The sequence below is a fragment of the Tenacibaculum sp. DPLXC6 genome, assembly GCF_056815515.1.
The window spans coordinates 321,736-344,914 of the sequence record NZ_CP141806.1; the positions used below are offsets into that span (position 1 = coordinate 321,736).

General features: G+C 31.7%; 19 protein-coding genes. 9 read left to right on the forward strand and 10 right to left on the reverse strand.

What is annotated here, in order from left to right; all coding sequences use genetic code 11:
* Nucleotides 1-194 precede the first annotated feature (194 nt).
* Entirely contained in the window at nucleotides 195-3,017 is a 2,823-nt protein-coding gene (locus tag VCM48_RS01370) for a PKD domain-containing protein (RefSeq protein WP_482271337.1), read from the forward strand.
* A 222-nt stretch (nucleotides 3,018-3,239) separates the two neighbouring features.
* Nucleotides 3,240-4,079 carry a hypothetical protein gene (locus VCM48_RS01375; RefSeq protein WP_440121415.1) on the forward strand — a complete coding sequence of 280 codons (840 nt, stop codon included), beginning with the start codon at nucleotides 3,240-3,242 and terminating at the stop codon, nucleotides 4,077-4,079.
* 71 nt (nucleotides 4,080-4,150) lie between these two features.
* Here VCM48_RS01375 and VCM48_RS01380 read toward each other — a convergent pair whose 3' ends face one another.
* From VCM48_RS01380 to VCM48_RS01390, 3 genes are read right to left on the reverse strand one after another with little or no spacing between them, the layout of a single operon-like run.
* The gene (locus tag VCM48_RS01380) at nucleotides 4,151-4,708 is read right to left on the reverse strand and encodes an RsmD family RNA methyltransferase (RefSeq protein WP_274639737.1); all 558 of its coding nucleotides are present in this window, start codon (nucleotides 4,706-4,708) and stop codon (nucleotides 4,151-4,153) included.
* On the reverse strand, nucleotides 4,708-5,538 hold the full coding sequence (locus tag VCM48_RS01385; protein WP_482271338.1) for a DUF3822 family protein: 831 nt from the start codon (nucleotides 5,536-5,538) through the stop codon (nucleotides 4,708-4,710). Before VCM48_RS01385 ends, VCM48_RS01380 begins: the two co-directional genes overlap by 1 nt.
* Complete coding sequence (locus tag VCM48_RS01390) at nucleotides 5,513-6,247, reverse strand: hypothetical protein (protein ID WP_274639739.1); 735 nt, start codon at nucleotides 6,245-6,247, stop codon at nucleotides 5,513-5,515. The genes VCM48_RS01385 and VCM48_RS01390 overlap by 26 nt, the downstream gene beginning before the upstream one ends.
* Before the next feature lie 103 nt (nucleotides 6,248-6,350).
* On the opposite strand from VCM48_RS01390, the gene VCM48_RS01395 reads away from it, so the two are divergent.
* The 5 genes from VCM48_RS01395 to VCM48_RS01415 all read left to right on the forward strand — a co-directional run bounded on the left by VCM48_RS01395 (nucleotide 6,351) and on the right by VCM48_RS01415 (nucleotide 11,975).
* On the forward strand, nucleotides 6,351-7,778 hold the full coding sequence (locus VCM48_RS01395; RefSeq protein WP_482271339.1) for an ATP-dependent DNA helicase: 1,428 nt from the start codon (nucleotides 6,351-6,353) through the stop codon (nucleotides 7,776-7,778).
* 35 nt (nucleotides 7,779-7,813) lie between these two features.
* Nucleotides 7,814-8,662: a hypothetical protein gene (locus tag VCM48_RS01400; RefSeq protein WP_482271340.1), complete on the forward strand. Its 849-nt coding sequence runs from the start codon at nucleotides 7,814-7,816 to the stop codon at nucleotides 8,660-8,662.
* 149 nt (nucleotides 8,663-8,811) lie between these two features.
* Complete coding sequence (locus VCM48_RS01405; protein ID WP_482271341.1) at nucleotides 8,812-11,313, forward strand: PIG-L family deacetylase; 2,502 nt, start codon at nucleotides 8,812-8,814, stop codon at nucleotides 11,311-11,313.
* Nucleotides 11,303-11,635: a hypothetical protein gene (locus VCM48_RS01410; RefSeq protein ID WP_482271342.1), complete on the forward strand. Its 333-nt coding sequence runs from the start codon at nucleotides 11,303-11,305 to the stop codon at nucleotides 11,633-11,635. The genes VCM48_RS01405 and VCM48_RS01410 overlap by 11 nt, the downstream gene beginning before the upstream one ends.
* Entirely contained in the window at nucleotides 11,625-11,975 is a 351-nt protein-coding gene (locus VCM48_RS01415) for a DUF6624 domain-containing protein (protein ID WP_482271343.1), read from the forward strand. The genes VCM48_RS01410 and VCM48_RS01415 overlap by 11 nt, the downstream gene beginning before the upstream one ends.
* Before the next feature lie 3 nt (nucleotides 11,976-11,978).
* On the opposite strand, the gene VCM48_RS01420 is transcribed toward VCM48_RS01415, so the two are convergent.
* The 6 genes from VCM48_RS01420 to VCM48_RS01445 form a co-directional block, all read right to left on the reverse strand.
* Nucleotides 11,979-13,589 (reverse strand): class I SAM-dependent methyltransferase, encoded by a 1,611-nt coding sequence (locus tag VCM48_RS01420; protein WP_482271344.1) that lies wholly within the window; start codon nucleotides 13,587-13,589, stop codon nucleotides 11,979-11,981.
* Between the two features lie 69 nt (nucleotides 13,590-13,658).
* Entirely contained in the window at nucleotides 13,659-14,279 is a 621-nt protein-coding gene (locus VCM48_RS01425) for a hypothetical protein (protein ID WP_482271345.1), read from the reverse strand.
* Nucleotides 14,280-14,297: 18 nt separating this feature from the next.
* Entirely contained in the window at nucleotides 14,298-14,846 is a 549-nt protein-coding gene (locus tag VCM48_RS01430) for an NUDIX hydrolase (protein ID WP_482271346.1), read from the reverse strand.
* A 57-nt stretch (nucleotides 14,847-14,903) separates the two neighbouring features.
* Complete coding sequence (locus tag VCM48_RS01435) at nucleotides 14,904-15,992, reverse strand: M42 family metallopeptidase (protein ID WP_274639748.1); 1,089 nt, start codon at nucleotides 15,990-15,992, stop codon at nucleotides 14,904-14,906.
* A 25-nt stretch (nucleotides 15,993-16,017) separates the two neighbouring features.
* Complete coding sequence (locus VCM48_RS01440; RefSeq protein ID WP_047789545.1) at nucleotides 16,018-16,854, reverse strand: lysophospholipid acyltransferase family protein; 837 nt, start codon at nucleotides 16,852-16,854, stop codon at nucleotides 16,018-16,020.
* A 60-nt stretch (nucleotides 16,855-16,914) separates the two neighbouring features.
* Complete coding sequence (locus tag VCM48_RS01445; protein WP_121146719.1) at nucleotides 16,915-17,541, reverse strand: NUDIX hydrolase; 627 nt, start codon at nucleotides 17,539-17,541, stop codon at nucleotides 16,915-16,917.
* Between the two features lie 103 nt (nucleotides 17,542-17,644).
* Between VCM48_RS01445 and VCM48_RS01450 the strand changes: the two genes are divergently transcribed.
* Nucleotides 17,645-17,938 (forward strand): hypothetical protein, encoded by a 294-nt coding sequence (locus VCM48_RS01450; RefSeq protein ID WP_047789548.1) that lies wholly within the window; start codon nucleotides 17,645-17,647, stop codon nucleotides 17,936-17,938.
* 70 nt (nucleotides 17,939-18,008) lie between these two features.
* Here VCM48_RS01450 and VCM48_RS01455 read toward each other — a convergent pair whose 3' ends face one another.
* Complete coding sequence (locus VCM48_RS01455) at nucleotides 18,009-20,579, reverse strand: endonuclease (RefSeq protein ID WP_482271347.1); 2,571 nt, start codon at nucleotides 20,577-20,579, stop codon at nucleotides 18,009-18,011.
* Nucleotides 20,580-20,751: 172 nt separating this feature from the next.
* Here VCM48_RS01455 and pheT point away from each other — a divergent pair, with 172 nt between their 5' ends.
* A complete protein-coding gene (pheT, locus tag VCM48_RS01460) occupies nucleotides 20,752-23,178 on the forward strand; it encodes a phenylalanine--tRNA ligase subunit beta (RefSeq protein WP_482271348.1) in 2,427 nt (808 codons plus the stop codon).
* Nucleotide 23,179 lies beyond the last annotated feature (1 nt).

Here is a 23,179-nt window from a genome sequence, read left to right on the forward strand (position 1 = left end):
TTTTTTATGATTTGTTACCAGTGTTTTAGGATGTTTGACACAATAGTGAGTGTAATTGAAGTAATATTGACTTAGAGAAAATTTATGTTTGCAATTCGGTTAGTGAGCCTTGTTAGGTCGATTCTTTTTTGAGCCGTAATCGAAACTTTTATTATCAATTTATTTTTAGAGCTTCAACAGAAAGAAAGTAGAATATGAAATTAAAATTACTATACATATTTTTATTATTTAGTTATTTAGGTTTAGCAAAGTCTCTAAACAAAGAAAAAAGTATTTCGTTTTTTGATTTTAAGCTTACTAACACTACAAAAGCAAATAATGCATCAAAACTTTTAAAACATAATTATTTATATGAAAGTATAAGTACCAAAAAAAGCACCTATTTTGTACCTCCCGCAGCTGATTTTACAATTTCAGGAGGATATTGTATTGGTAATGTAGTTACTTTTACAGACAATTCTTCGTCTCCTAATGGAGCTATTGTAAGTTGGGAATGGGATTTTGGCGATGGTACAACTTCTACCAAACAAAACCCAACTCATAGTTACGCTGACTTAGGTAATTTTACAATATCATTAAAAGTAACAGATGTCATTGGAGAAACAAATTCAATAACAAAATCCTTTAATGTACAACGACCAAAAGCTAGGTTTACTGCTAACCCTACAAGAGGGCAAGCAACACCACATACTGTATTCTTTACAGATCAATCAACGTTGCCAGATAGATGGTTTTGGGAGTTTGGTAATGGATATACTTCTACGGCGCAAAACCCAATACATACATATACTGCTGCAGGAGATTACACGGTAAACCTTACAGTAAAAGATACCATCAATGGGTGTGTTGACAAAGCAACAGGTTTAATAAAAATAGTAATTCCAAAAGCACAATTTGGTGTAGATGATACTTTGGGTTGTGGACCTTTTACGGTAAACTTTACAGATGAATCTACAATAGAAGGAAATGATACAGTGGGAGAATGGCTATGGAATTTTGGAGATGGTAATACTTCTATCGAACAAAACCCTATCCATACCTACGAATCAGTAGGAGTATATAATGTAAGTTTAACTATAAAAACTGCTATAACAGGATTTACAAGAACAGAAACTAAAACAAATTTTATACAAGTTATAGGTCTCACTCCTGATTTTTCTTCAGATATAACAACTGGCTGTGCACCTTTAACAGTTAATTTTACTGATAATACTGTTTTTTATGGTCCATCATCCGATTGGTTTTGGGATTTTGGAGATGGTAATACGAGTAATGCAACAAGCCCTAAACATACATATACAACAGCAGGTGTTTTTGATGTGAGTTTAACAGTTACTGATATTGACGGATGTAGTAAAACAATTATTAAAAAAGCATATATAAACACTACAGAAACTATAGCACCTACGGTCTTAATCCAGAATATAACAGTATCGTTAGATGCTTCAGGGGTTGCAACGATAACTGCTGCTGATATAGATAATGGCTCTTATGATAATTGTGAGGTGTCCTCCATTAGTTTAGATAAGACTTCTTTTTATTGCTCAGATGTTGGGGATAATACGCTAACATTAACAGTAACAGACACAAGTGGTAATAGTAACACAGCTACAGCTATAGTAACCGTAGAAGATATTACCCTACCTACGGTAATGTGCCAAGATATTACAGTACAGTTAGATGCTTCAGGAAATGTAACAATAACCACTGCTGATATTGATAACGGAAGTATTGATTCTTGTGGGATAGCTTCAATGAGTTTAGACAAAACAACTTTTGATTGTAGTAGTGTAGGCATAAATATAGTAACCTTAACAGTTGAAGATACCAACGGAAACATCAATAGTTGCGTAGCAACAGTAACCGTAGAAGATGTAACACCACCCGAGGCAATTTGTCAAGATATCACAGTACCGTTAGATGCTTCAGGAATTGTAACTATTACAGCAGCTGATATTGATAATGGTAGTATTGATTCTTGTGGAATAGCTTCAATGAGTTTAGATAAAACAACTTTTGATTGTAGTAGTGTAGGCATAAATACAGTAACATTAACTGTTGAAGATACCAACGGAAATACCAATAGTTGCGTAGCAACAGTAACCGTAGAAGATGTAACACCACCCGAGGCAATTTGTCAAGATATCACTGTATCGTTAAATGCTTCAGGAACTGTAACTATTACAGCTGATGATATTGATAATGGTAGTAATGATACTTGTGGAGTGGCTTCAATAAGTATAGACAAAACAACTTTTGATTCTACTAATGTGGGAATTAATACGGTAGCCTTAACTGTTGAAGATACCAACGGAAATACTAATACATGTATAGCCAATATAACCGTAGAAGATGTTACCCCGCCAATGGCTATAACAAAAGATATTGTAGTTAGCCTAGACACTAATGGAAATGCAATTATTAATCATGAAGATATAGATGATGGATCTTATGATGCATCTGGAATAGCAAGTATGAGCTTAAGTCAAACAAATTTTAACTGTCCTAACTTAACAGACTATACGGTTACTCTAACAGTTATTGACTCCAATGGTTTGTCGAGTTCTGAAGAAGCTGTTGTAACTTTTATATCAGATGATTTAGATAATGACTCGATAGCAGATGTATGTGATAATGATATAGATGGTGATGGAGTATTAAATATAAATGATAATTGTCCAAGAATGTTAAACCCTGATCAAAAGGATTTGGATAATAATGGAATAGGTGATGTATGTGACTCATCAGAATTGTCAGTATATAATGGATTTTCTCCTAATGGAGATGGAGTAAATGATGTATTTGTGGTAGAAGGTTTACATAACTACCCAAACAATAAATTAGAAATCTATAATAGATGGGGAAACAGAGTTTATCATTCTTATAATTATCAAAACGATTGGAATGGTATAAGTAAAAACCAAGGGAAAAAATTACCTGCAGGAGTCTATTTTTATATGCTTACAATAGAAGAAAATTCAAGAAACTTAAAAGGTTGGGTTTATATTATCTATTAATTATCATAAAGTAGTTATAAAATAACTAGTGAAACAAAAAACACCTTATTTAAATAAGGTGTTTTTTAGTTATATAACCTATTTGATATAATGGTGAGTATGGTTGACACAATATTGATGATGATATTGTTAATATTTGTAAAATGAAGTTTTATCAATTTCTTTTTGGTAACACCTAGTATAAAATTTAATCAATTAACACATAACTTAAAAAGAGAAAAAATGAGATTTAAAAATGTATTAACAGGAGCAAACATTAGAGTAGGGTTCTATAAAACTACAGATGGAAAACCATATTTAGGTACAATCCCAGGAATGGAGATTGATATAAATGAGGGAAATATAGGAGAGCTTAGAGATGATTCTTATCCAACGGTTAAAGTTAGAGTTTGGAAAAAAGAAGGTATAGGGCTTCCTGTAATTATAGAACCAGGTACTATTTACAATATGACAGATGATTTTTATGTGAATTGGAGCAGTGATAAAGGACACTTTTTACAAAAGGTTGAATTAAAACCAACAAGAGAAAAAATAGAAGAAGAGAATGTGAGAGTGTATTACTTTTTTGATTTAAGAAATTTTAATGAAACTGTAAAAAGGACTATTAAAACAACATTTCAAACAGCTTTTTCACAATCGTCTTCTTTTTCAAAATCACATAGCGAAAGCTCTGAGTTTAGCATAAATGGAAAAATTGGAGGCTGGATTGGAGGAAAAGATGATCCAGCAGGAGGAAGTGCTGAAGTTTCTGCAGGATTTAAGTCAAAAATAGAGGACTCATTTACTCAGAAGTATGAAAATTCAATAACTAGAATTTGGAGCCAGTCTATAGAAGATGAATACACTCTAAAGCCAGGAAAGATTTATGCACTAACCAGTGTTTGGAATATTAAGTATGCAACAGGAGTAATAGAATACTTTAATGAAAAAACAAGCTATAAAATTCTTGATTCTTCTGAAAGTAAATTAACAGAGCCAGTAGCATACGATAATGTATCTCAAATGGATGATAAAACAAGAAAAATGTATGAAGAGCAATTAAAACTTAATACAGTTTTATAATAATGCGGTATGTATTTAAGTAATAGAGTAATAAAAAAGGGAGCTAATTAGCTCCCTTTTTATATAATATTTTATTCTTCTTCGTCATTCTCAACGATTTCAAAAAAGCTAAAAACATTACCCCCGTAACGTTTTTCATAGCTATAAAAAGGGTGTTGAGATAAGTCTGTATGTTTAGAGTGTTCAATAATTAAAAGACCATCTTCATTTAATAAACCGCGATCAAAAATAATATCAGCAATTTTTAAAAACTGACTTTCTTCAAAGTCGTAAGGAGGGTCAGCAAAAATAACATCTGTTTTAAGAGGTGTTTTTTCTAAAAACTTATATACGTCACTTTTGTAGCTAGTAATATTCATATCTAACTCCTTTGAAGTTTGATTAATAAACTTTATACAAGCAAAATGAGCATCAACAGCATATATAGTTTCTGTACCTCTAGAAGCAAATTCGTAACTGATATTTCCAGTTCCTGCAAATAAATCTAATACTGAAATGTTTTCAAAGTAATAGAAGTTATTTAAAATATTAAATAAAGACTCCTTTGCCATATCAGTTGTAGGACGTACAGGTAAGTTTTTAGGAGCTGTAATTCTTTTACTTTTATATTTTCCAGAAATAATTCGCATTAGGCTATAAGTATAAAATTAGAATGGTTCGAAAAGTCTTCACTATCTGCAAAAAAGCTATTTACAGGATTCATAAAATGAATATTTCGAACATATGTGTAAGTAATAGAGTATGTATCTGATTCTTTTTCAATATCACCAATAAAAGTTAACTGAAAGGTGTTAGGATCCATTTGTAACTGTTCAGCAGTAAAAAGAATATAATAGATAAAATCTTCTTTTGTATTGTAAGAAAATGAGTTGTAAAACAATAGTTTACCTTCTTTGCAAACGACAATATCTAAATGAGAAGAAGAAACATGTACAAAAAACTGTTCTTCAGAGTCGTTTTCAGAATAAGTAAGTAGTTTATCAATTAAAACTGTTGAATGGTGTTTATACTCAAATTCACCAAAGTTTTGAAAAAGATAATTGTTAATGTTTACATAAGGTATATAAACCGTATTAGCAGCTATAACATTATGTAAATCATAAGTAATAAAATCTGTTTTTAGTGTTTTTACATCATATTTTAAATAAGGAGCTAAGTTATTTCTATCAAAAAGCTTATTAGGAACTAACGTCGCCAAATTATTTTGATGAATAGCAAAAACAGATGTAAAATCTTGTTGTAAATCTTTGTCAGTGTCAAAAACACGAATAATTCTTTCTAGTAAAAGTTCAGGAGAAGGAGTAGTACTAGAAAATGTATACTCAGTAAAAAGAAGAGGTTCTTTAGTCTCTGAGTTTAAAATACAAAAAGAAAATCCATCCAAACTAAATTGGATGGATAGACTTTTATGCTGCGCAAAAGCGCTATTTTTTTTACTCTTTTTTTGCAATTGCTTCACCTTTATCGTAATAAGGAGGCCAGTTACCACCTACAGTTACTTCAGTTAAAGAACCAACAGAAACAAATTCACCTTTAATTTGGTCTGTCTCAATAGCTTCTAATTCTTGTTTTATTAAAGAAGGATTCATTCCTGTTAAAATAGGCTTCTTAGAAACTTTAGCTTCAAAAACAGGGACTTCTAAACCAGCAACTTTTTCAACTCTACCAGTAGCTAATTCAAATTGCTCTGTTGTACCAGGAACATCAAACATAGTAGCATACTCTTTACCTTCAAAATATTTTAAAACAGGTTCGTATCCTACAGTATCAATAACTTTAACAGATATGTCTTTAGTAATACCACCACCTAATTCAATTGTTTTCTCAACGTTTTTAGTTTCGGTAATAGCTAATTGACCGTTCTTAATAAAGGTAAGTAAAGTGTCTTTATTGTTAGTATATGTTCCGTAAACTTCTTTATATTTTACTTCAGCGTCTCGAATCAACTTTAAATTCTTAATAACCTTAGCATAACGTACTCTCTTGTCTTTGTTAAAATTGATAGGCTCCATAACACCATTATAAATTTTATATACTAAAAAGACAGTTGCTCCTAATAATAATATTGAGACTAACCATCTCATTTTTAGAGGAACAAACTTAACAACAAGTAATGCTAAAAGAACTGCAACTACAACAGCTGCTAAAATCATTAATAATAAACTCATTTTTTTAATTTTTAATGTATGATATTCGCAAATCTACAATTTTTTTTCAATGATGAAAATAATTAATTTATAAATAGACTTATCTTTGAATATTATTTGATATATGATACAAACTGCTTCGAAATTTTATAAAGAAATACTACAAAAGTTCCCATACACACCTACAGAAAAGCAAAATGAGTTATTAGATGTATTAACAGACTTTATTTTTTCGGATGATAATCGCGCTTTATTTTTGTTAAAAGGGTATGCAGGAACAGGAAAAACAACCATAATAAGTACTGTTGTTCATAATTTATGGAAGATAGGACAAAAAGCAGTTTTACTAGCACCTACAGGGCGTGCAGCAAAAGTAATTTCAGGATATTCTAATCGACAAGCATTTACTATTCATAAAAAAATATACTTTCCTAAAAAACAAAGTAGTGGTGCAGTAAACTTTGTAATGCAACCCAATAAGCATACCGATACCCTTTTCATTGTTGATGAAGCTTCTATGATTTCTGATGAAAAACAGAACGCTAAATTATTTGAAAATGGTTCTTTATTGGATGATTTAATATCGTATGTATACTCAGGAAAAAATTGTAAAATTATTTTTATTGGTGATACTGCGCAGCTACCACCAGTAAAATTGACGATGAGTCCAGCTTTGGAGGCCGATAAACTCTCTTTCGAGTTTAACAAAGAAGTTACAGAAATTGAGTTAGATGAAGTTGTGCGACAAGAAGAAGGTTCTGGAATTTTGGCAAATGCAACTGATTTACGTTTGTTAATTCAGAACGATTCAACACATTTTCAGTTTGATTTAAATTACCCCGACATTATTCGTCTACAAGATGGTTACGATATTCAAGACGCTATAACTACAGCTTATGATGGTGAAATAGGTGTAGAGGATACAGCTATTATTGTGCGTTCAAATAAGAGGGCTAATCAATACAATCAACAAATTAGAACTAAAATTCGTGGACAAGAAAATGAAATTTCTACGGGAGATTACGTGATGGTAGTGAAAAATAACTACTACTGGTTAAAAGACTCTTCTTCGGCAGGATTTATAGCAAATGGTGATATTTGTGAAGTAATGCGTATCAATTCAATTAAAGAATTATACGGGTTTAAGTTTGCCGAAGTGGAAGTTCGCATGATTGATTATCCTGATATGAAACCTTTTGAAACTGTTTTACTCTTAGATACTCTTACAAGTGAAAGTCCATCATTAACGTATGAAGAGTCAAACCGTTTGTATGAAGCTGTAAAGGAAGATTTTGCGCATGAAAAATCTAAATACAAGCAATTTATGGGAGTGAAGAAAAATAAGTATTTCAACGCACTTCAGGTGAAATTTTCATACGCAATGACTTGTCATAAATCACAAGGGGGACAATGGAAAACGGTTTTTATAGAGCAACCATACTTACCAGACGGTGCATCAGTAGAATATTTACGTTGGTTATATACAGCTGTTACTCGTGCCCAAGAAAAATTGTACTTAATAGGGTTTAAAGACGAGTATTTTTTAGATTAAAAAACTATATTCGCGTCAATTTAAAATTTAAAACTATGAAAATATATTTTACAAAAACAAAAATTGCTTTCTTTTTATTAATTTCTGTTTTATTAACTGCTTGTTCCTCTTCGAATGATGAAGAAATAGATATAGATGATCCGAAGTTTTATATAGAAATTATAGGTAAAAAAACACAGTTTGAAGAAATTACTTTTAGGGTAACTCAAGAATCTTCCGAAAAAGAGGTTTATATAAGTGGTGTTGAATGGGTGTTCGATGATGAGATTGTTGAAGGTTATGATAATTCAATAACAAAAACGTTTAAAGATTTTGGTACTAAAAATGTAAAGGGAACTTTTTATGTTAATGGCGAGAAAAGAATAGTTGTAAGTAAAAACTTTGAAATTATAGAAAAAGAACACTCAAAAGTATACGTTACTTATGTTATTTTAAATGGAGTTGGTTATCGTATTTTGGATGATTTTTATTATGGTTATAATGACTCACTTCTTTCCTTAAGAGCGAGTTTTTCTATTTCTGAATTAGATGAGAATAATAATGAGAATTTTGTATATCTATCAAAAGAAGACGATACAAATAATAGTTCTCTTTCTAGGTTTAGAGAAGTGGTATGGATTGATTGGGAAGACCAATCTCAAAATCTTGTAAATGTTATGTATGAGACAAAAGTATATCATGATGGAATTCCTAATAAATCGTTTTCTTTGACTTTTAGTGGTCAAAATACAAAAAGAAGTAAGCCAAAAACAGAGTTAGTAAAGAAAAGTATTTCTTTAGCTGAATATCGTGATATAAAACCTAAAGAACTTTCTTTTACTGCTAATACTTATAACATAGGAGGTGAAGATGTAACATTTGTATTAGGTTTACATTGGGAGTAAAAAAGAGAATATTAATAATGTTAAAAAAAGATAAACCGAGAATTCTGTAGAATTCTCGGTTTATCTTTTTTTAAATGTTAGCATTTTGTTAATGTACTTCATACTTTAGTTAAAAAAGTTACATTTGTGTATTACTCAAACTATTAAAAATGCACAAAAAAGTACTTTTATTACTGTCTTTTTTATTGATTTCATTAACAATAAATGCACAAAAACCACAAAAACTTACTTCAAACCAAATTTACGAGAAAGTTCAAAAATTAAACTTTCTGGGTTCAGCATTATACATCGCTGCACATCCAGATGATGAAAATACACGTTTAATTGCTTATTTATCTAATCATGAAAAGGCAAGAACAGGATATTTGTCATTAACACGTGGAGACGGAGGGCAAAATTTAATAGGTCCTGAAATGCGAGAACTATTAGGAGTTATTCGTACACAGGAATTATTAGCAGCAAGAGGTGTAGATGGAGGAGAACAACGTTTTTCTAGAGCTAATGATTTTGGGTATTCAAAACACCCTGATGAAACGTTAAAAATTTGGGATAAGAATAAAGTATTAGCCGATGTAGTTTGGGTAATACGTACTTTCAAGCCGGATGTAATCATTAATCGTTTTAATCATAGAACACCAGGTACAACCCACGGACATCATACTTCTTCGGCAATGTTAAGTGTGGAAGCTTTTGATTTGGCTAATGATAAAACAAAATATCCAGAGCAATTACAATATACCAATACATGGAAACCAAACAGGTTATTTTTTAATACTTCTTGGTGGTTTTATGGTAGTCAAGAAAAGTTTGCAAAAGCAGACAAAAGTAAAATGTTAAGCTTTGATATAGGAACTTATTACCCTTTGAAAGGATTATCTAATAATGAATTGGCAGCAATTGCAAGTAGTCAGCATTTATGCCAAGGTTTTGGTAGATTAACTACTAGAGGGACTCAAACTGAATATGTAGAGTTCTTAAAAGGAGATTTCCCTAAAGATAAAAAAGATATTTTTTCAGGAATAAATACAACATGGAATAGAGTAGAAGGTGGGGGAGAGATAGGAGATATTTTATATGATGTTGAACAAAATTTTGATTTTGTAAATCCGTCAAAACACCTTTCAGATTTATTAAAAGCGTATCAAAAAGTTCAAGAATTAAAAGATGAGCATTGGAAAACTATTAAAACCAAAGAATTAAAAGAAATTATCGAAGCTTGTGCTGGTTTATATTTAGAAGCTTCGGCAGAAAGTTCTAGTTCAACACCAAATAGTTCAGTGAATATTGATTTTGAAGTGCTAAATAGAAGTGGAGTTTCAATGGAGTTATCTTCCGTAAAAATACTTCCAGAGAATAAAAAAATAGTAAAAGACTTAGATTTAGCGAATAACGAAAAGAAAACGTTTACAGAAACTATTTCAATACCTGAGATAACGTATTCATCACCGTATTGGCTGCAAAAACCATGGAGTTTAGGAATGTATACGGTAGAAAATCAACAATTAAGAGGGAAACCAGAAACACCAAGGCCAATTCAAGTACAATTCGATCTAATGATAGAAAATGAGTCTATTTCTTTTATAAAGCCAGTAGTATATCGTTATTCAAAAAGAGATAAAGGAGAAATTTATGAGCCATTTGAGGTGTTACCTAAAGTAACAACAAAATTATTGAATAAAGTATTAGTTTTTTCTTCAGAAAAATCTCAAAAAGTAACTGTAGAAGTTCGTTCAGGAGCAAAAAATACTAGCGGAATTGTAGAGCTGAATGCACCTAAAGGATGGGAAGTTACACCAAAAGAAGTAAAGTTCTCCATAGCTCAAAAAGGAGATATTCAATTGATTGACTTTATGGTCACTCCAACACAGAAAGAATCAGAAGGAGTATTAAAAGCTATAGCAAAAGTTGAAGGAAAAAATTATGATAAAGAATTGATAGAAATCAATTACAATCATATCCCTAAACAGTCAGTATTATTACCATCACAAGCTAAAGTTGTACGCATGAATATTAAAAAAAATGGTACAAGAATTGGGTATATACAAGGTTCTGGAGATGCAATTCCAGAAAGCTTGCAGCAAATTGGTTACAAAGTAACAGAATTGAATGTAAATGAGATTAATGGCAATTTAGAGCAATTTGATGCAGTTGTTATTGGTATTAGAGCATACAACACTATAAAAGAGTTACAGTTTAAACAAAAATATTTGTTAGAGTATGTGAAAAATGGAGGAAATGTAATTGTACAATACAATACAAACAGAAGAGTAGATGTACAAGCTCCTTACAATTTACAGTTGTCTCGTGATAGAGTTACCGATGAAAATGCAAACGTAACATTCTTAGCTAAAGAACATTCTATTTTAAATTACCCAAACAAAATCACGGAAGCTGATTTTGATGGATGGGTACAAGAACGTGGACTATACTTTCCAAACAAATGGAGTAAAGAATACACGCCTATTTTATCAATGCATGATAAAGGAGAGTCAGCTAAAGATGGAAGTTTACTTGTAGCGAAATATGGAAAAGGAAACTATATTTACACAGGGTTAAGTTTTTTTAGAGAGCTGCCGGCAGGAGTTTCAGGAGCTTATAAGCTTTTTGCTAATTTATTGTCAGTTAAAGAAAATAAAACTGATGAGAATTAAATTTATTACAGCTTTAGTGTTGGTAATATTAGTTGGTTGTAAAACCAAAAATGAGAATCCTGTCAAAAAAAAATATAACCAGGAGTTGGTTGATGAACTAGCAAGTATGGTTGAAATAGACCAAGTTGCAGCTGGGATTCCTTCTGGAAAACACAAAGAATTAACTAAAGAAGAATGGAAGTCATTTAAAGACAGTGTTTTTGCTATAACTCATAAGAAAGTTTTAGAAATTTTTAAAGAGTATGGTTTTGTAGGTTTTGATATAGCAGGAGAAGAAGGTTCCAGAAATTTTTGGCTTTGTAGTACAACATTTGGATTCTAAACCAGAATTTCAAGAAGAAGTTTTAAAGAAGATGAAAATAGAGGTAGAGAATATGAATGCTAGCCCTGAAAACTATGCCTATTTGCTAGATAGAGTACAATTGAATATGGGAGAAAAGCAAGTTTACGGAACTCAAGTGTTGTATAATTGGAAAGTTTGTCAAGCATATCCAAAACCATTAATAGATAGTATAAACGTAAATAAGCGTAGAAACGAAATAGGTATGAAAGCTCTTGAAGTGTATTTAAACGAAATGTCTAAAATGCACTTTGAAATAAATAAAGAAGTCTTTTCAAAAGTTAATATAACCGAACCTAAACTGTATGAATTAGAGAATTAGGTTTTACTTAAAAAGATTAATAGAAACTGTTGCCAATTCCGAATTTGGAAATTTTTTAAACGTATTTTTATCGTAGGTCAATCCAATAGCTTCCATAGTGTTCATATACTCATCAAGTTCAATAATATATTGGTCGGAATAGCCATGTGTTGCGTCGTAGGCAGTTGCAGCTGTTTTTCCTAAGTTTTTAGCAACCGATTCTGGTTTTGAGGTATGTAGTTCAATTAATAACAGCCCAAATTTACTGATAAAGGGTTTCCATTTGTTGAAATGTTGTTTTAATGATTCTACCACAAGGTTATTGTTTAAACGTTTTCCTCTGTAAGCATAAGCTCCAGTTGAATTGGTAATAGTTAAATTATCGTTAGGAGTAGGTTCTTGCCAAATTCTGTTGTGATCTAAAAAGGTGCGGACATTCAATAAATCAGAAAGATTAATGCCATATTTATCTTGTAAATCTTTTGATAGTGCTTTTGGGTTACCGATATCTCCCCAAATCACTTTCGCCCAAATATCGGCTTGTACCAGATTTTTACGAGTAATTTTTAATGCAGCTTCGTTATAATCGACACCAATAAGTAAAAGTGGATAATCCTCTAGCATTGTACCTCTTTTGGTTTGATGTTCAATTACGTTAAATAAATGTTTTAAAAAAGCACCATTACCACAACCAACATCTAAAATTCCTTTAGGTTGCTCATTAATAGGTTTGTTAAATAGATTGATGATGATTTCATCAATCACCTTGAAATAGGTTGAGTGTGCGCCACCACTTCCCCAAACGTTCATTTCTCTATCTACATGAATTTCGTCATTACCTATGTCAGAAGTTATAAAAATATCTGGGTTTCCAAATATAAGTTTGTCTAATTTTCTAAGAGTAGGGATATAGGATACTGTAACTCCGTAAGCACTTGCTCTTCTTGCAAAAAATAAGCCTTCATCAGTAAATTCATACGAGTCATTTGTTTTGGAAAACCAACCTAAATTAGTTAATAAATCAAGTAGTCGACTAAAATTATCAGCGTCTTTATGAAATTCATCAGCGCTAAATTTTGTTTGCATAAAGTATTTATGAAACATACCACTCATTCCTAATAAAACTATTGTTGGTCCAACAATAATTCCTTCAATATGTGTAAGAATTTGCGCTATGATTTCTTTTTCTTCGGAAGTTGATGGAGGTTCAATTCCGAAATTGTTTGTAAAGTTTTTATATAGGTTTTCTAGCTTTATAAAAGGTTCAATTTCAAATTTTCTGGCGCTATAATTTTCAGAAAACTTCAACAATGAAAAAGCTTCTTTATATAAGTGAAAATAAGAAAAAGCAATAGTAGAAGCTTTATTTACTTCAAACTGAACTTTATTTTGAGTATTGTCTACATGTTGTGTTAGCCAACCTTGTGAGCAGAGTGTTCTTAAGGCAACATTTAAGTAGCCATCATTAGCTTTGAAATGATTGGTGATTTCAGTTAAACTAACTGATTTTTTATCTAACAAATATTCTGTAATTCCTTTTTCATGTAAAGTGTAGGCTGCAGGACAAGTTACAATTCCGTCTAAGTGACGAAACAACCTACTTCTTAATGCAGATTTTTCTTGTTTTGTTAACATATAGAGAGATTATTTGTCTTAAATATAGCTATTTAAGTTTAAACGTACTCTATCTAATTTTAAGTAAGACTATTGATAGGTGAATGTAAAAGATATAATATTTATAATATCTGAACTTGTAGACTCTTTCTTTTGTTTAAGGCAGTTTCCTTTGTAGTCTTTAGAGAGACATTCAAACTTGATTGTATTTACAAGATTGTTGTCTTTATCAGTAACCACAATTTTTGAAAGTTGACCATCTGTGTATTGGTATTGATGTGTATAAAACGTAGAGAAATTATCTACTATCTTATCAATTAATCCTTTTTGAGTATAATAAGCAATGACTTCATTTTGCTTATACTGTTTTTGGGTGTAACAACTGATGCGCTCTCGTTGTTTTGGTTTCCAGCGTGTTTTACAGTAATAAGGAAGTTTATTTGGATAAGAGCGTTTTTCAAACCAAAGACGTTTTTCGGTTTGTTCGATAATATTGCCTAGGTTATCAGTGGTTTTTGATGATTTTACACGTCCGTTTTTAGTAAAATATAGTTTTTTTGTTTGAATTAACTTTTTTTGATCGTTTTCTATTACATATGTCTCTTTTATCAAGCTCTTAATATCACTTGAAAAACTATGCTTTTTTAAATATTGTTTAGAGACACAGGATTGAAGTATACAAACAAATAAAAAGAATAGTAACTGTTTCATCTTAAATGAAATTAGATACTATAATATACTAAGTTTTTTTACAATTTGGCTATGTACAAACGAATAATAGTCTTGATATTGGGGAAGTAGTACGTTTTTGTAGTTTTTGGTATGTAGAATTGTTTCTAAAGGAAATAACTTAAGTTCGGCAACTTCTTCTTTTTGAAGAGTTAAATCTTCAACAGAAACAGTTAATTCTGCAATAAATACATGATGAAACTCATTATCGATAATTCCATTAGGATGATTTACCATGTGCTTTCGTGTACCTATTTTATGCAAGTGTTCAGAAAGAATATCAAAACTTATTTCTTCTTTAATTTCTCTGATAGCAGCAATTTTAATGTCTTCACCAGCGGCTATATGTCCTGCTACAGAAATATCCCATAAACCAGGAAACACTTTTTTTGTTAATGCTCTTTTTTGAAGTAGTATTTGTTGATCTGGAGTATATAACCAAATATGAATAGTAGGGTGGAAGTAGCCATTTTTGTGAGCTTCGGATTTTAAGCAGGTTTTTCCTGTGTAGTTTCCGTTTTCGTCAACAATATCTATTAATTCATCCATAAGAGGTTGGTAAAAAAAACGTCATTACAGGGAAGTAATGACGTTTAATTATTTTTATTATTTGAAATAAGAGAAGTTTTCTCCGTCTTCAATTTTTAATAAACTTTCGTAAATCATTTTAATTACGTTTTCAACATCTTCACGGTGTACCATTTCAACGGTAGTGTGCATGTAACGTAATGGTAAAGAGATTAAAGCAGAAGCAACACCGCCATTGCTATATGCAAATGCATCAGTATCAGTTCCTGTAGCTCTTGATAAGGCAGAGCGTTGGAAAGGAATTTTGTTAGCTTCGGCAGTATCAATAATTAAATCTCTTAATTTTTGTTGCACAGCAGGAGCATAGGCTACTACAGGACCTTTACCTAACTCTAAATGACCTTCTTTCTTCTTGTCAATCATAGGTGTAGTAGTGTCATGAGTTACATCGGTAACAATAGCAACATTAGGTTTAATGGTTTCAGTAATCATTTGTGCACCACGTAAACCAATTTCTTCTTGAACTGAGTTTGTAATATACAGTCCGAAAGGTAATTTTTTCTTGTTTTCGTGTAGTAAACGAGCTACTTCAGCAATCATAAACCCACCCATACGGTTGTCTAATGCACGACAAACAAACTTATTTCCATTCAAAATATGGAATTCATCTGGATATGTAATAACACAACCAACATGCACACCTAGTTTTTCTACTTCTTCTTTAGTAGCGCATCCTAAATCAATAAAAATATTATCAGGTTTAGGAGCTTCTTCTTTTGCTTTATTACGTGTATGAATTGCTGGCCATCCGAAAACACCTTTTACAATTCCATTTTTTGTGTGAATGTTTACAATTTTACTAGGAGCAATTTGGTGGTCGCTACCTCCGTTACGGATTACATAAATTAACCCGTCATCAGAAATATAATTTACATACCAAGAAATTTCATCAGCATGTCCTTCAATAACTACTTTATATTTAGCATCAGGATTTATAACTCCTACAGCAGAACCATAAGTGTCTGTAATGAACTCGTCAACATAAGGTTTTAAATAGTCCATCCATATTTTTTGCCCTTCCCATTCGTATCCAGTAGGAGCAGCATTATTTAAATATTTTTCTAAGAAGTCTATCGACTTTTTATTTAAAATAGATTTATCAGCCATAACTTAAACGTTAATTTTAATGTTATTAATCTTTCTTTTCTTTTTCTTTAGGTTTATCAGCTCCCCAAAAACGTCTTTTTTCAATGAATTCTTCTTGTTCTTGAAGCTGTTTAGGTGTTAACACCTTTAAAAAAGATGGATGTTGCTCTATAGCATATTCAATTTTCTCAACAATGCTAGCTACATCTTCATTTTCGTAATCAATTTCTAAAGGCTCTTTAATAACCATAGATTGTAGTACGTTACGTTTTTTTATCATCAACCCTTTTTTGTCAAAAGAACGTCTAAACCCGTCAATTACTATAGGAACTACAATAGGTTTGTAGGTTTTAATAATATGAGCTGTACCACGGCGAATAGGCTTAAAAGGGGTAGTTGTACCTTGTGGAAAGGTAATTACCCAACCATCATCTAATGCTTTTCCTATATTAGAAATGTCAGACATTTTTACTTGTCTGTTTACATCTTTACCAGCGCTTCTCCAAGTTCTTTCAACAGAAACAGAACCTACATAAGCAAAAATTTTAGGAAGTAACCCAGAACGCATGGTTTCACCTGCAGCAACATAATAAATGTTTAATTTAGGTTTCCATAAATATCCTACGTTTCTAATATTGTCGTCTCTACCTTTCAAAGCAGCATTAAATACGTGAAACATAGCTGCTACATCGGCAAAGTAAGTTTGATGGTTAGAAATAAATAGTACTTTTTGGTCGGGGAGACTTCTTAAAACATCCATTCCCTCTATTTGTAGGTCATTAAACTTACGGTAACGTCCGTGAGAAATAACTCCGAGAACTTGTATTAAAAATCTTTTAATGAACAATATATGTCCAAAAGGATTCCTTTTAAATAAAGGCATTTTTATAATCAGGTTTTATTAGTGTAAATGCTAAATTACAAAAGAAAACCATAAAAAAAACTATTTAAATAAATCTTTAATTTCTGAAAGCATCATGGCAGTTGCACCCCACACAATGTAATCGTTTAATTTAAAGCATGGTACCTCAATATTTTTCATGTATGAGGTTTCCATTTCTACTGAAGTTAAGTTTGAATCGTCTAATAAATCAGCTAATAAAACTTCAATAATTTCTGCAACTTCTTCGTTTGGAGTGAAATGAGGTGTTTTTTCTGAAATACCTATAAATGGAGCTACTAAAAAATTACTAGGAGGAATATAGGCGTCTGAAGTTTGTCGTATTATTTCAATAGATTTATAGTGTACACCAACTTCTTCAAAAGTTTCACGTAAAGCTGTTGTTTTTAGGTTATTATCCTCTTTGTCAAACTTACCTCCAGGAAAACTTATTTGTGATGAATGCGCTCCATTATAGCTGGCTCTTTCAGTAAGTAAAAAACGTGTTTGGTTATTATTGTCAGGATAAAATAACGCTAAAACAGCTGCTTTTCTAGGGTTTTTACTTTGTATTAATTCTTCTGAAAAACGTGTTCTTAACTTTGGAGCTAATTTAAATTGAGATGTTAAACCACCCAGTTGCTTTTGCTGCAATCTTTCTATTTGATTGATAAAATCAGAAAAAGTCATTCGTTTTTAGTATTTTAGGACAAACTTATCAATTTACAAGATAAAAGTTATAAATTTTGGCTTGAATTTTGATTTGTTAAGTGTGGAATTAATTTAATACTAAATGAATAAAGAAAAAAAGTACCAAAAACTAGCATTAAGTTTATTGTTTGACGCTATTGGGTATGTATCTTATTTAATACCTGGGCTTGGAGAATTGTCTGATATTGTTTGGGCACCAGCATCTGCGTATATAATGACAAAAATGTATAAAGGAAATAAAGGTAAAGTAGCAGGAGCCATTGCTTTTATTGAAGAAGCTATGCCTGGGTTAGATGTTGTACCGACATTTACTCTTATGTGGTTATATACTTATGTGTTTTCTTCAAAAGAATCAAAAACTACAATTGAAGTTTAGTCTTTTAAATCGTATAAAAAACAAAGAGCTTCCAATTTTGGAAGCTCTTTTTGTGTTCTATAGCTATAAACTATTTTTTGATAATCTTTTTAGTAAATGATTTTTGACCGTCGTTTACTTCAAGAATATAAATTCCGTTATTTAAGCTTGAAATGTTAAGATTGTTATGAGTAACCTTTCCTGTTAAAACTTGTTGACCTGTTAAGGTTGTAACTTTAAAAGTAGCATTTCTGTCATCTGCTAATTTAATTTTTACAAAATCTACACTAGGGTTTGGTAAAACACTAGCATCAAAGATAGAAGCTTCATTTCCTAACTTTCCATCAATAGTAATATTACTGTCTCCTAATCCTTTTGCGCTAGCACCTATGTTTACCGTATAATCTTCAACTTCACCATAAGAAAAAGTTTCACAAGGTGAAGGAGCTGCATTCCATTTCATTGATACACGCATTCTTGTAGCGCCTGCTAAAGCAGAGGTAGGTACAGAAAAATTATATGATAAATTACCAGAGCTAGATGAAGAGCCACTAACAACTTCTTCAGAAGATTCAAAAGTTCCGTTTTGGTTGAAGTCAATCCAAACTTTCCAATATTCAGTATAAGAAGAGCTAGAAAAACCTGCACTCACAACTATAGTGTTACTTCCGTAAGGTAAATTACCAGTTAAAGACGTAAAGTCTGCATATCCACTATTAGCGCCAGTAGTATTTGAAATTCCTCCGATAGCAACATTGTCAATCCATTCATAATTTACGTTATTCCCTTTAGTGCTACAGTAAGAAACTGTGTTTGCTAAAGTTGTTACATTTACTGTATTACTAGCTGAAGAAATATTATTAGCAGCATCTTTTGCTTTTACAGAAAATGTATAGCTTGTTGAAGCTGTTAACCCACTTACAGAATAGCTTGTTGCAGTAACAGTTGTTATTTTTGTGTTTCCTTGATATACTTCATATCCTGTAACACCAGTATCATCTGTTGATGCTGTCCAACTTAGGTTAACAGAAGTTTGTGTTATGATAGAAGCAGCAACGTTAGTAGGGGTTGATGGAGCAGTAGTGTCTGGAGTAGTAGATCCGCCATTAATGTTGTGGTTTCCCAAGCCGCTAAATGTATCTTTAGCTAAGATATCCCATTCAGAAGTTGTATAAGAACTGTTAGGAGATGTAACAGAAGATTTTCTTTGCATTGTTTTGTCTTGCGCAAATGTAGAAGAGCTATTAGGATCTCCAATTAAATCGATAAGGGTACTTCCTTTAAATAAACCAACAGCGTCGTTTCCGTTAAAAGAAATTACACCTGTATCTGTTCTGTCTGCTTTGTTAAGTATTGTGCTAGAAGCACTACTATTAGCGATTACATAAACATTTCCATTTGTTAATTGGCCACTTAAAGTTAAAGTATTAGTCCACCCGCCACCATTAGCAGCTTTTTTTAATGAATATCCAGATAAGTTTACAGTAGCTCCAGTAAAATTAGCAATTTCAATAGCTTTATTGTTTGAAGAACCTTCTACATATTCAGAAATTAATAAATCTGTTGCTGTTCCGTTTCCTCCACCTGAACTAGTATTAGTTGTTACAGAAACTGAATTGCTAGAAGTAGATTCATTACCTGCTGCATCTTTGGCTTTTACAGAAAAAGTATAATTAGTAGCTGCTGTTAAATTTATAACAGTATAAGAAGTTGAAGAGGTTGTGGCTATTTTAGCAGCTCCATTATATACATCATATCCTGAAACACCAATATTATCTGCAGAAGCTGACCAAGTTAAATCAACTGTAGTTTCAGTAATGTTAGAAGCAGATAAGTTAGTAGGAGCAGTAGGAGCTTGGGTGTCAGAACCACTACCTCCTCCAAATAAATCTTCAGCTTGAGGGCCTCCCCAAATTTCAGTAGCAAAAGCAGGGTTGTCAATAAAAGGATTACGATTTCCTTGAATTCCTTCTAAAATAGGATTACGTTGTTTTTCAAAGTCAGATACAGGATCGTCTACATTCCATTGAATAAATAAAGCAAGCATGTTAGAGTCTGAAGTCATAGTAGCTCCTGTACCAACACCAGTAGGTAAACATTGATTACCGTAACGTAAATACATATACATCATCATACGGGCAACATCACCTTTCCATTCATCACCAGGGTACCAGCCACCAGAAACACTACCAGCATTACCAGAACCATCCGCAAATTTTTTGCTACTTCTTTGAGAGTTGAAAGAAATATCAGCAGCTCTTAAATGATGCGCATCTGCTCCAGGACCAGAAGTTCCTAAATTAGGGTTTCCTAATGATTTAGCATATACGTGTTCTCTGTTCCATTGTGTACCAGCAGTACCACCGTTAGCATCCTTGTCTCTAGTTCTGTCAGTAACATAATTACCGTCAGTGTCACTATATCCGTAAATTAATAAAACTTTACTAGGATCGTTAGGATCTAAATCGGTTTGTTTTAAAGCGTTCCACACACCAGGAGTATATGATAAGTTAGTGGTATGTGTATTAATAATTTTTGTTGCTAGTTCATTTTTTAGAGCAGAACCCGATAAATTTAAATTTACATCATTATAGTATGATGGAATCTGTGAAAAAACTGATAGAGATACTATCAAAAAAAAGAAGAGTAGTTTATGTTTCATAATATTTTCTTGAAATGTTAAAATTTTGTTAACTCGTTACAAATCAATAAAAAATATAATTTTCCAATGTTACCAAAAGGTTAATAATCAATCGTATATCTTTTGTAGATAACTAGTTTATAGTTTTTCCTTTATTTTGCGTAAATTTGCACGCTAAAATTAGAGATTGATTATGAAGATATCATACAATTGGTTACAACAATTTTTACAAACAGACTGGGAGGCTGAGAAAACAGGTGAGTTATTGACTGATTTAGGTCTTGAAGTTGAAGGAATAGAAACTGTAGAGAGTATTAAAGGAAGCCTTAAAGGAGTTGTCGTAGGTGAAGTTAAAACTTGTGAAAAGCATTCAAATGCAGATAAGTTAAAAGTTACTACTGTTGATTTAGGAGATGGTAACCCTGTGCAAATTGTATGTGGTGCACCAAATGTTGCAGCAGGTCAAAAAGTACCTGTGGCTACTGTTGGTACCATGTTGTATGATGAAAAAGGAGAAGGCTTTAAAATCAAAAAAGGAAAGATTAGAGGAGAAGAGAGTCACGGAATGATTTGTGCTGAAGATGAATTAGGTTTAGGACAAAGTCATGACGGAATTATGGTTTTAGATGAAAGCTTAGTACCAGGTACTCCTTGTTCAGAAGTTTTTAATATTGAAACAGACCACGTTTTTGAAATAGGTTTAACACCAAACCGTGCGGATGCAATGAGCCATTACGGTGTTGCACGTGATTTAAGAGCTGGATTAATTCAGCAAGGAACTAATATTGAATTAATTTCTCCATCAGTATCAGATTTTCATGTTGATGAGCGTACTCACAAAATCGATATCGAAATTGAAGATAAAGATTTAGCTCCTCGTTATTGTGGTATAACCATTACTGATGTAGAAGTAAAAGAATCACCAGAGTGGATTCAAAATAGGTTAAAAGCAATTGGGTTGACTCCTAAGAATAATATCGTAGATATTACAAATTACGTATTACACGAATTAGGACAGCCATTACATGCTTTTGATGCTTCTAAAATTAGAGGAGGCAAAGTAGTAGTAAAAACTTTAGAGGAAGGAACAAAATTTACTACTTTAGATGATGTAGAAAGAGAGTTATCTTCTGAAGATATTATGATTTGTGATGCGGATGATAATCCGTTATGTATTGGAGGTGTGTTTGGAGGAGCAAAATCAGGTGTAACAGAACATACAACTTCTATTTTCTTAGAAAGTGCTTACTTCAATCCAGTATCGGTTAGAAAAACAGCAAAACGTCACGGATTAAATACGGATGCTTCTTTCCGTTTCGAAAGAGGAATTGATATTAATACGACAAAATATGCTTTAAAGCGTGCTGCTTTATTAATTGAAGAATATGCAGGAGGAAAAATGTCTTCTGATATTTTAGATTTTTACCCAGTAAAGGTGGAAGATTTTGAGGTATTCTTATCGTTTGATAATGCATATAAATTAATAGGTCAAGAAATACCGAAAGAAACTATAAAAAAGATTTTAGCTTCACTAGATATTAAAATAAATAGTGTTACTGAGGCAGGTTTAGGGTTAGTGGTACCTTCTTATAGAGTAGATGTACAACGTGAGTCGGATATTATAGAAGAGATTTTACGTGTTTATGGGTATAATAACATAGAGTTTTCTCATAAACTAAACACATCAATTTCTTTTGATAGTGATAAAAATGTTAAGATTGAAAACATTGTAGCTGACCAGTTAACGTCGATAGGTTTTAATGAAACTATGGCTAATTCGTTAACGAAAGCTGATTATATTGAGTTATCTGATAACTTAAACGCTGACTTTAATGTTGAAATGCTTAATCCATTGAGTAATGATTTAAAAGTAATGCGTCAGTCGTTACTATTTAGTGGTTTAGAGTCAGTTGCTTACAATATCAATAGAAAGAATAATTCATTAAAGTTTTATGAGTTCGGTAAGACATATCATAAATATGAAAGTGGATACCAAGAAGACAAGCATTTAACATTGTTTGTTACAGGAAATAGAACACAAGATAGCTGGAAAGTTGCTTCACAAGCATCAGACTTCTTCTATGTTAAAGGAGTTGTAACAGCTTTATTAAGTCGTTTAGGAATTGATAAATTAAAGACTACTCCAACAAAATCAGATGTGTTTTCTGAAGGAATTACGTTAAGCTTAGGGAAAACTAAATTAGTAGAGTTAGGAGTTGTTAAAAGAACAATTTTAAAAGAATTTTCAATTAAACAAGAAGTATTATTTGCTGATTTTAACTGGCAAAACATTTTAGGTTTAGTTGGTAAGAAAAAAATAAAAGTAGCTGATTTACCTAAATTTCCAGCTGTAAAGCGTGATTTAGCCTTGTTATTGGATAATAAAGTTGAATTCAAAGAAATTTATAACTTAGCATTTCAATCAGAAAGAAAGCTTTTAAAAGAAGTAGATTTGTTTGATGTATACGAAGGAGATAAATTACCAGAGGGTAAAAAATCGTATGCAGTAAGTTTTGTTTTACAAGATGAAAACAAAACATTGGCAGATAAACAGATAGATAAAATAATGCAGAAGCTACAGCAAACATTCGAAAAGAGTTTAGATGCTGTATTACGATAAT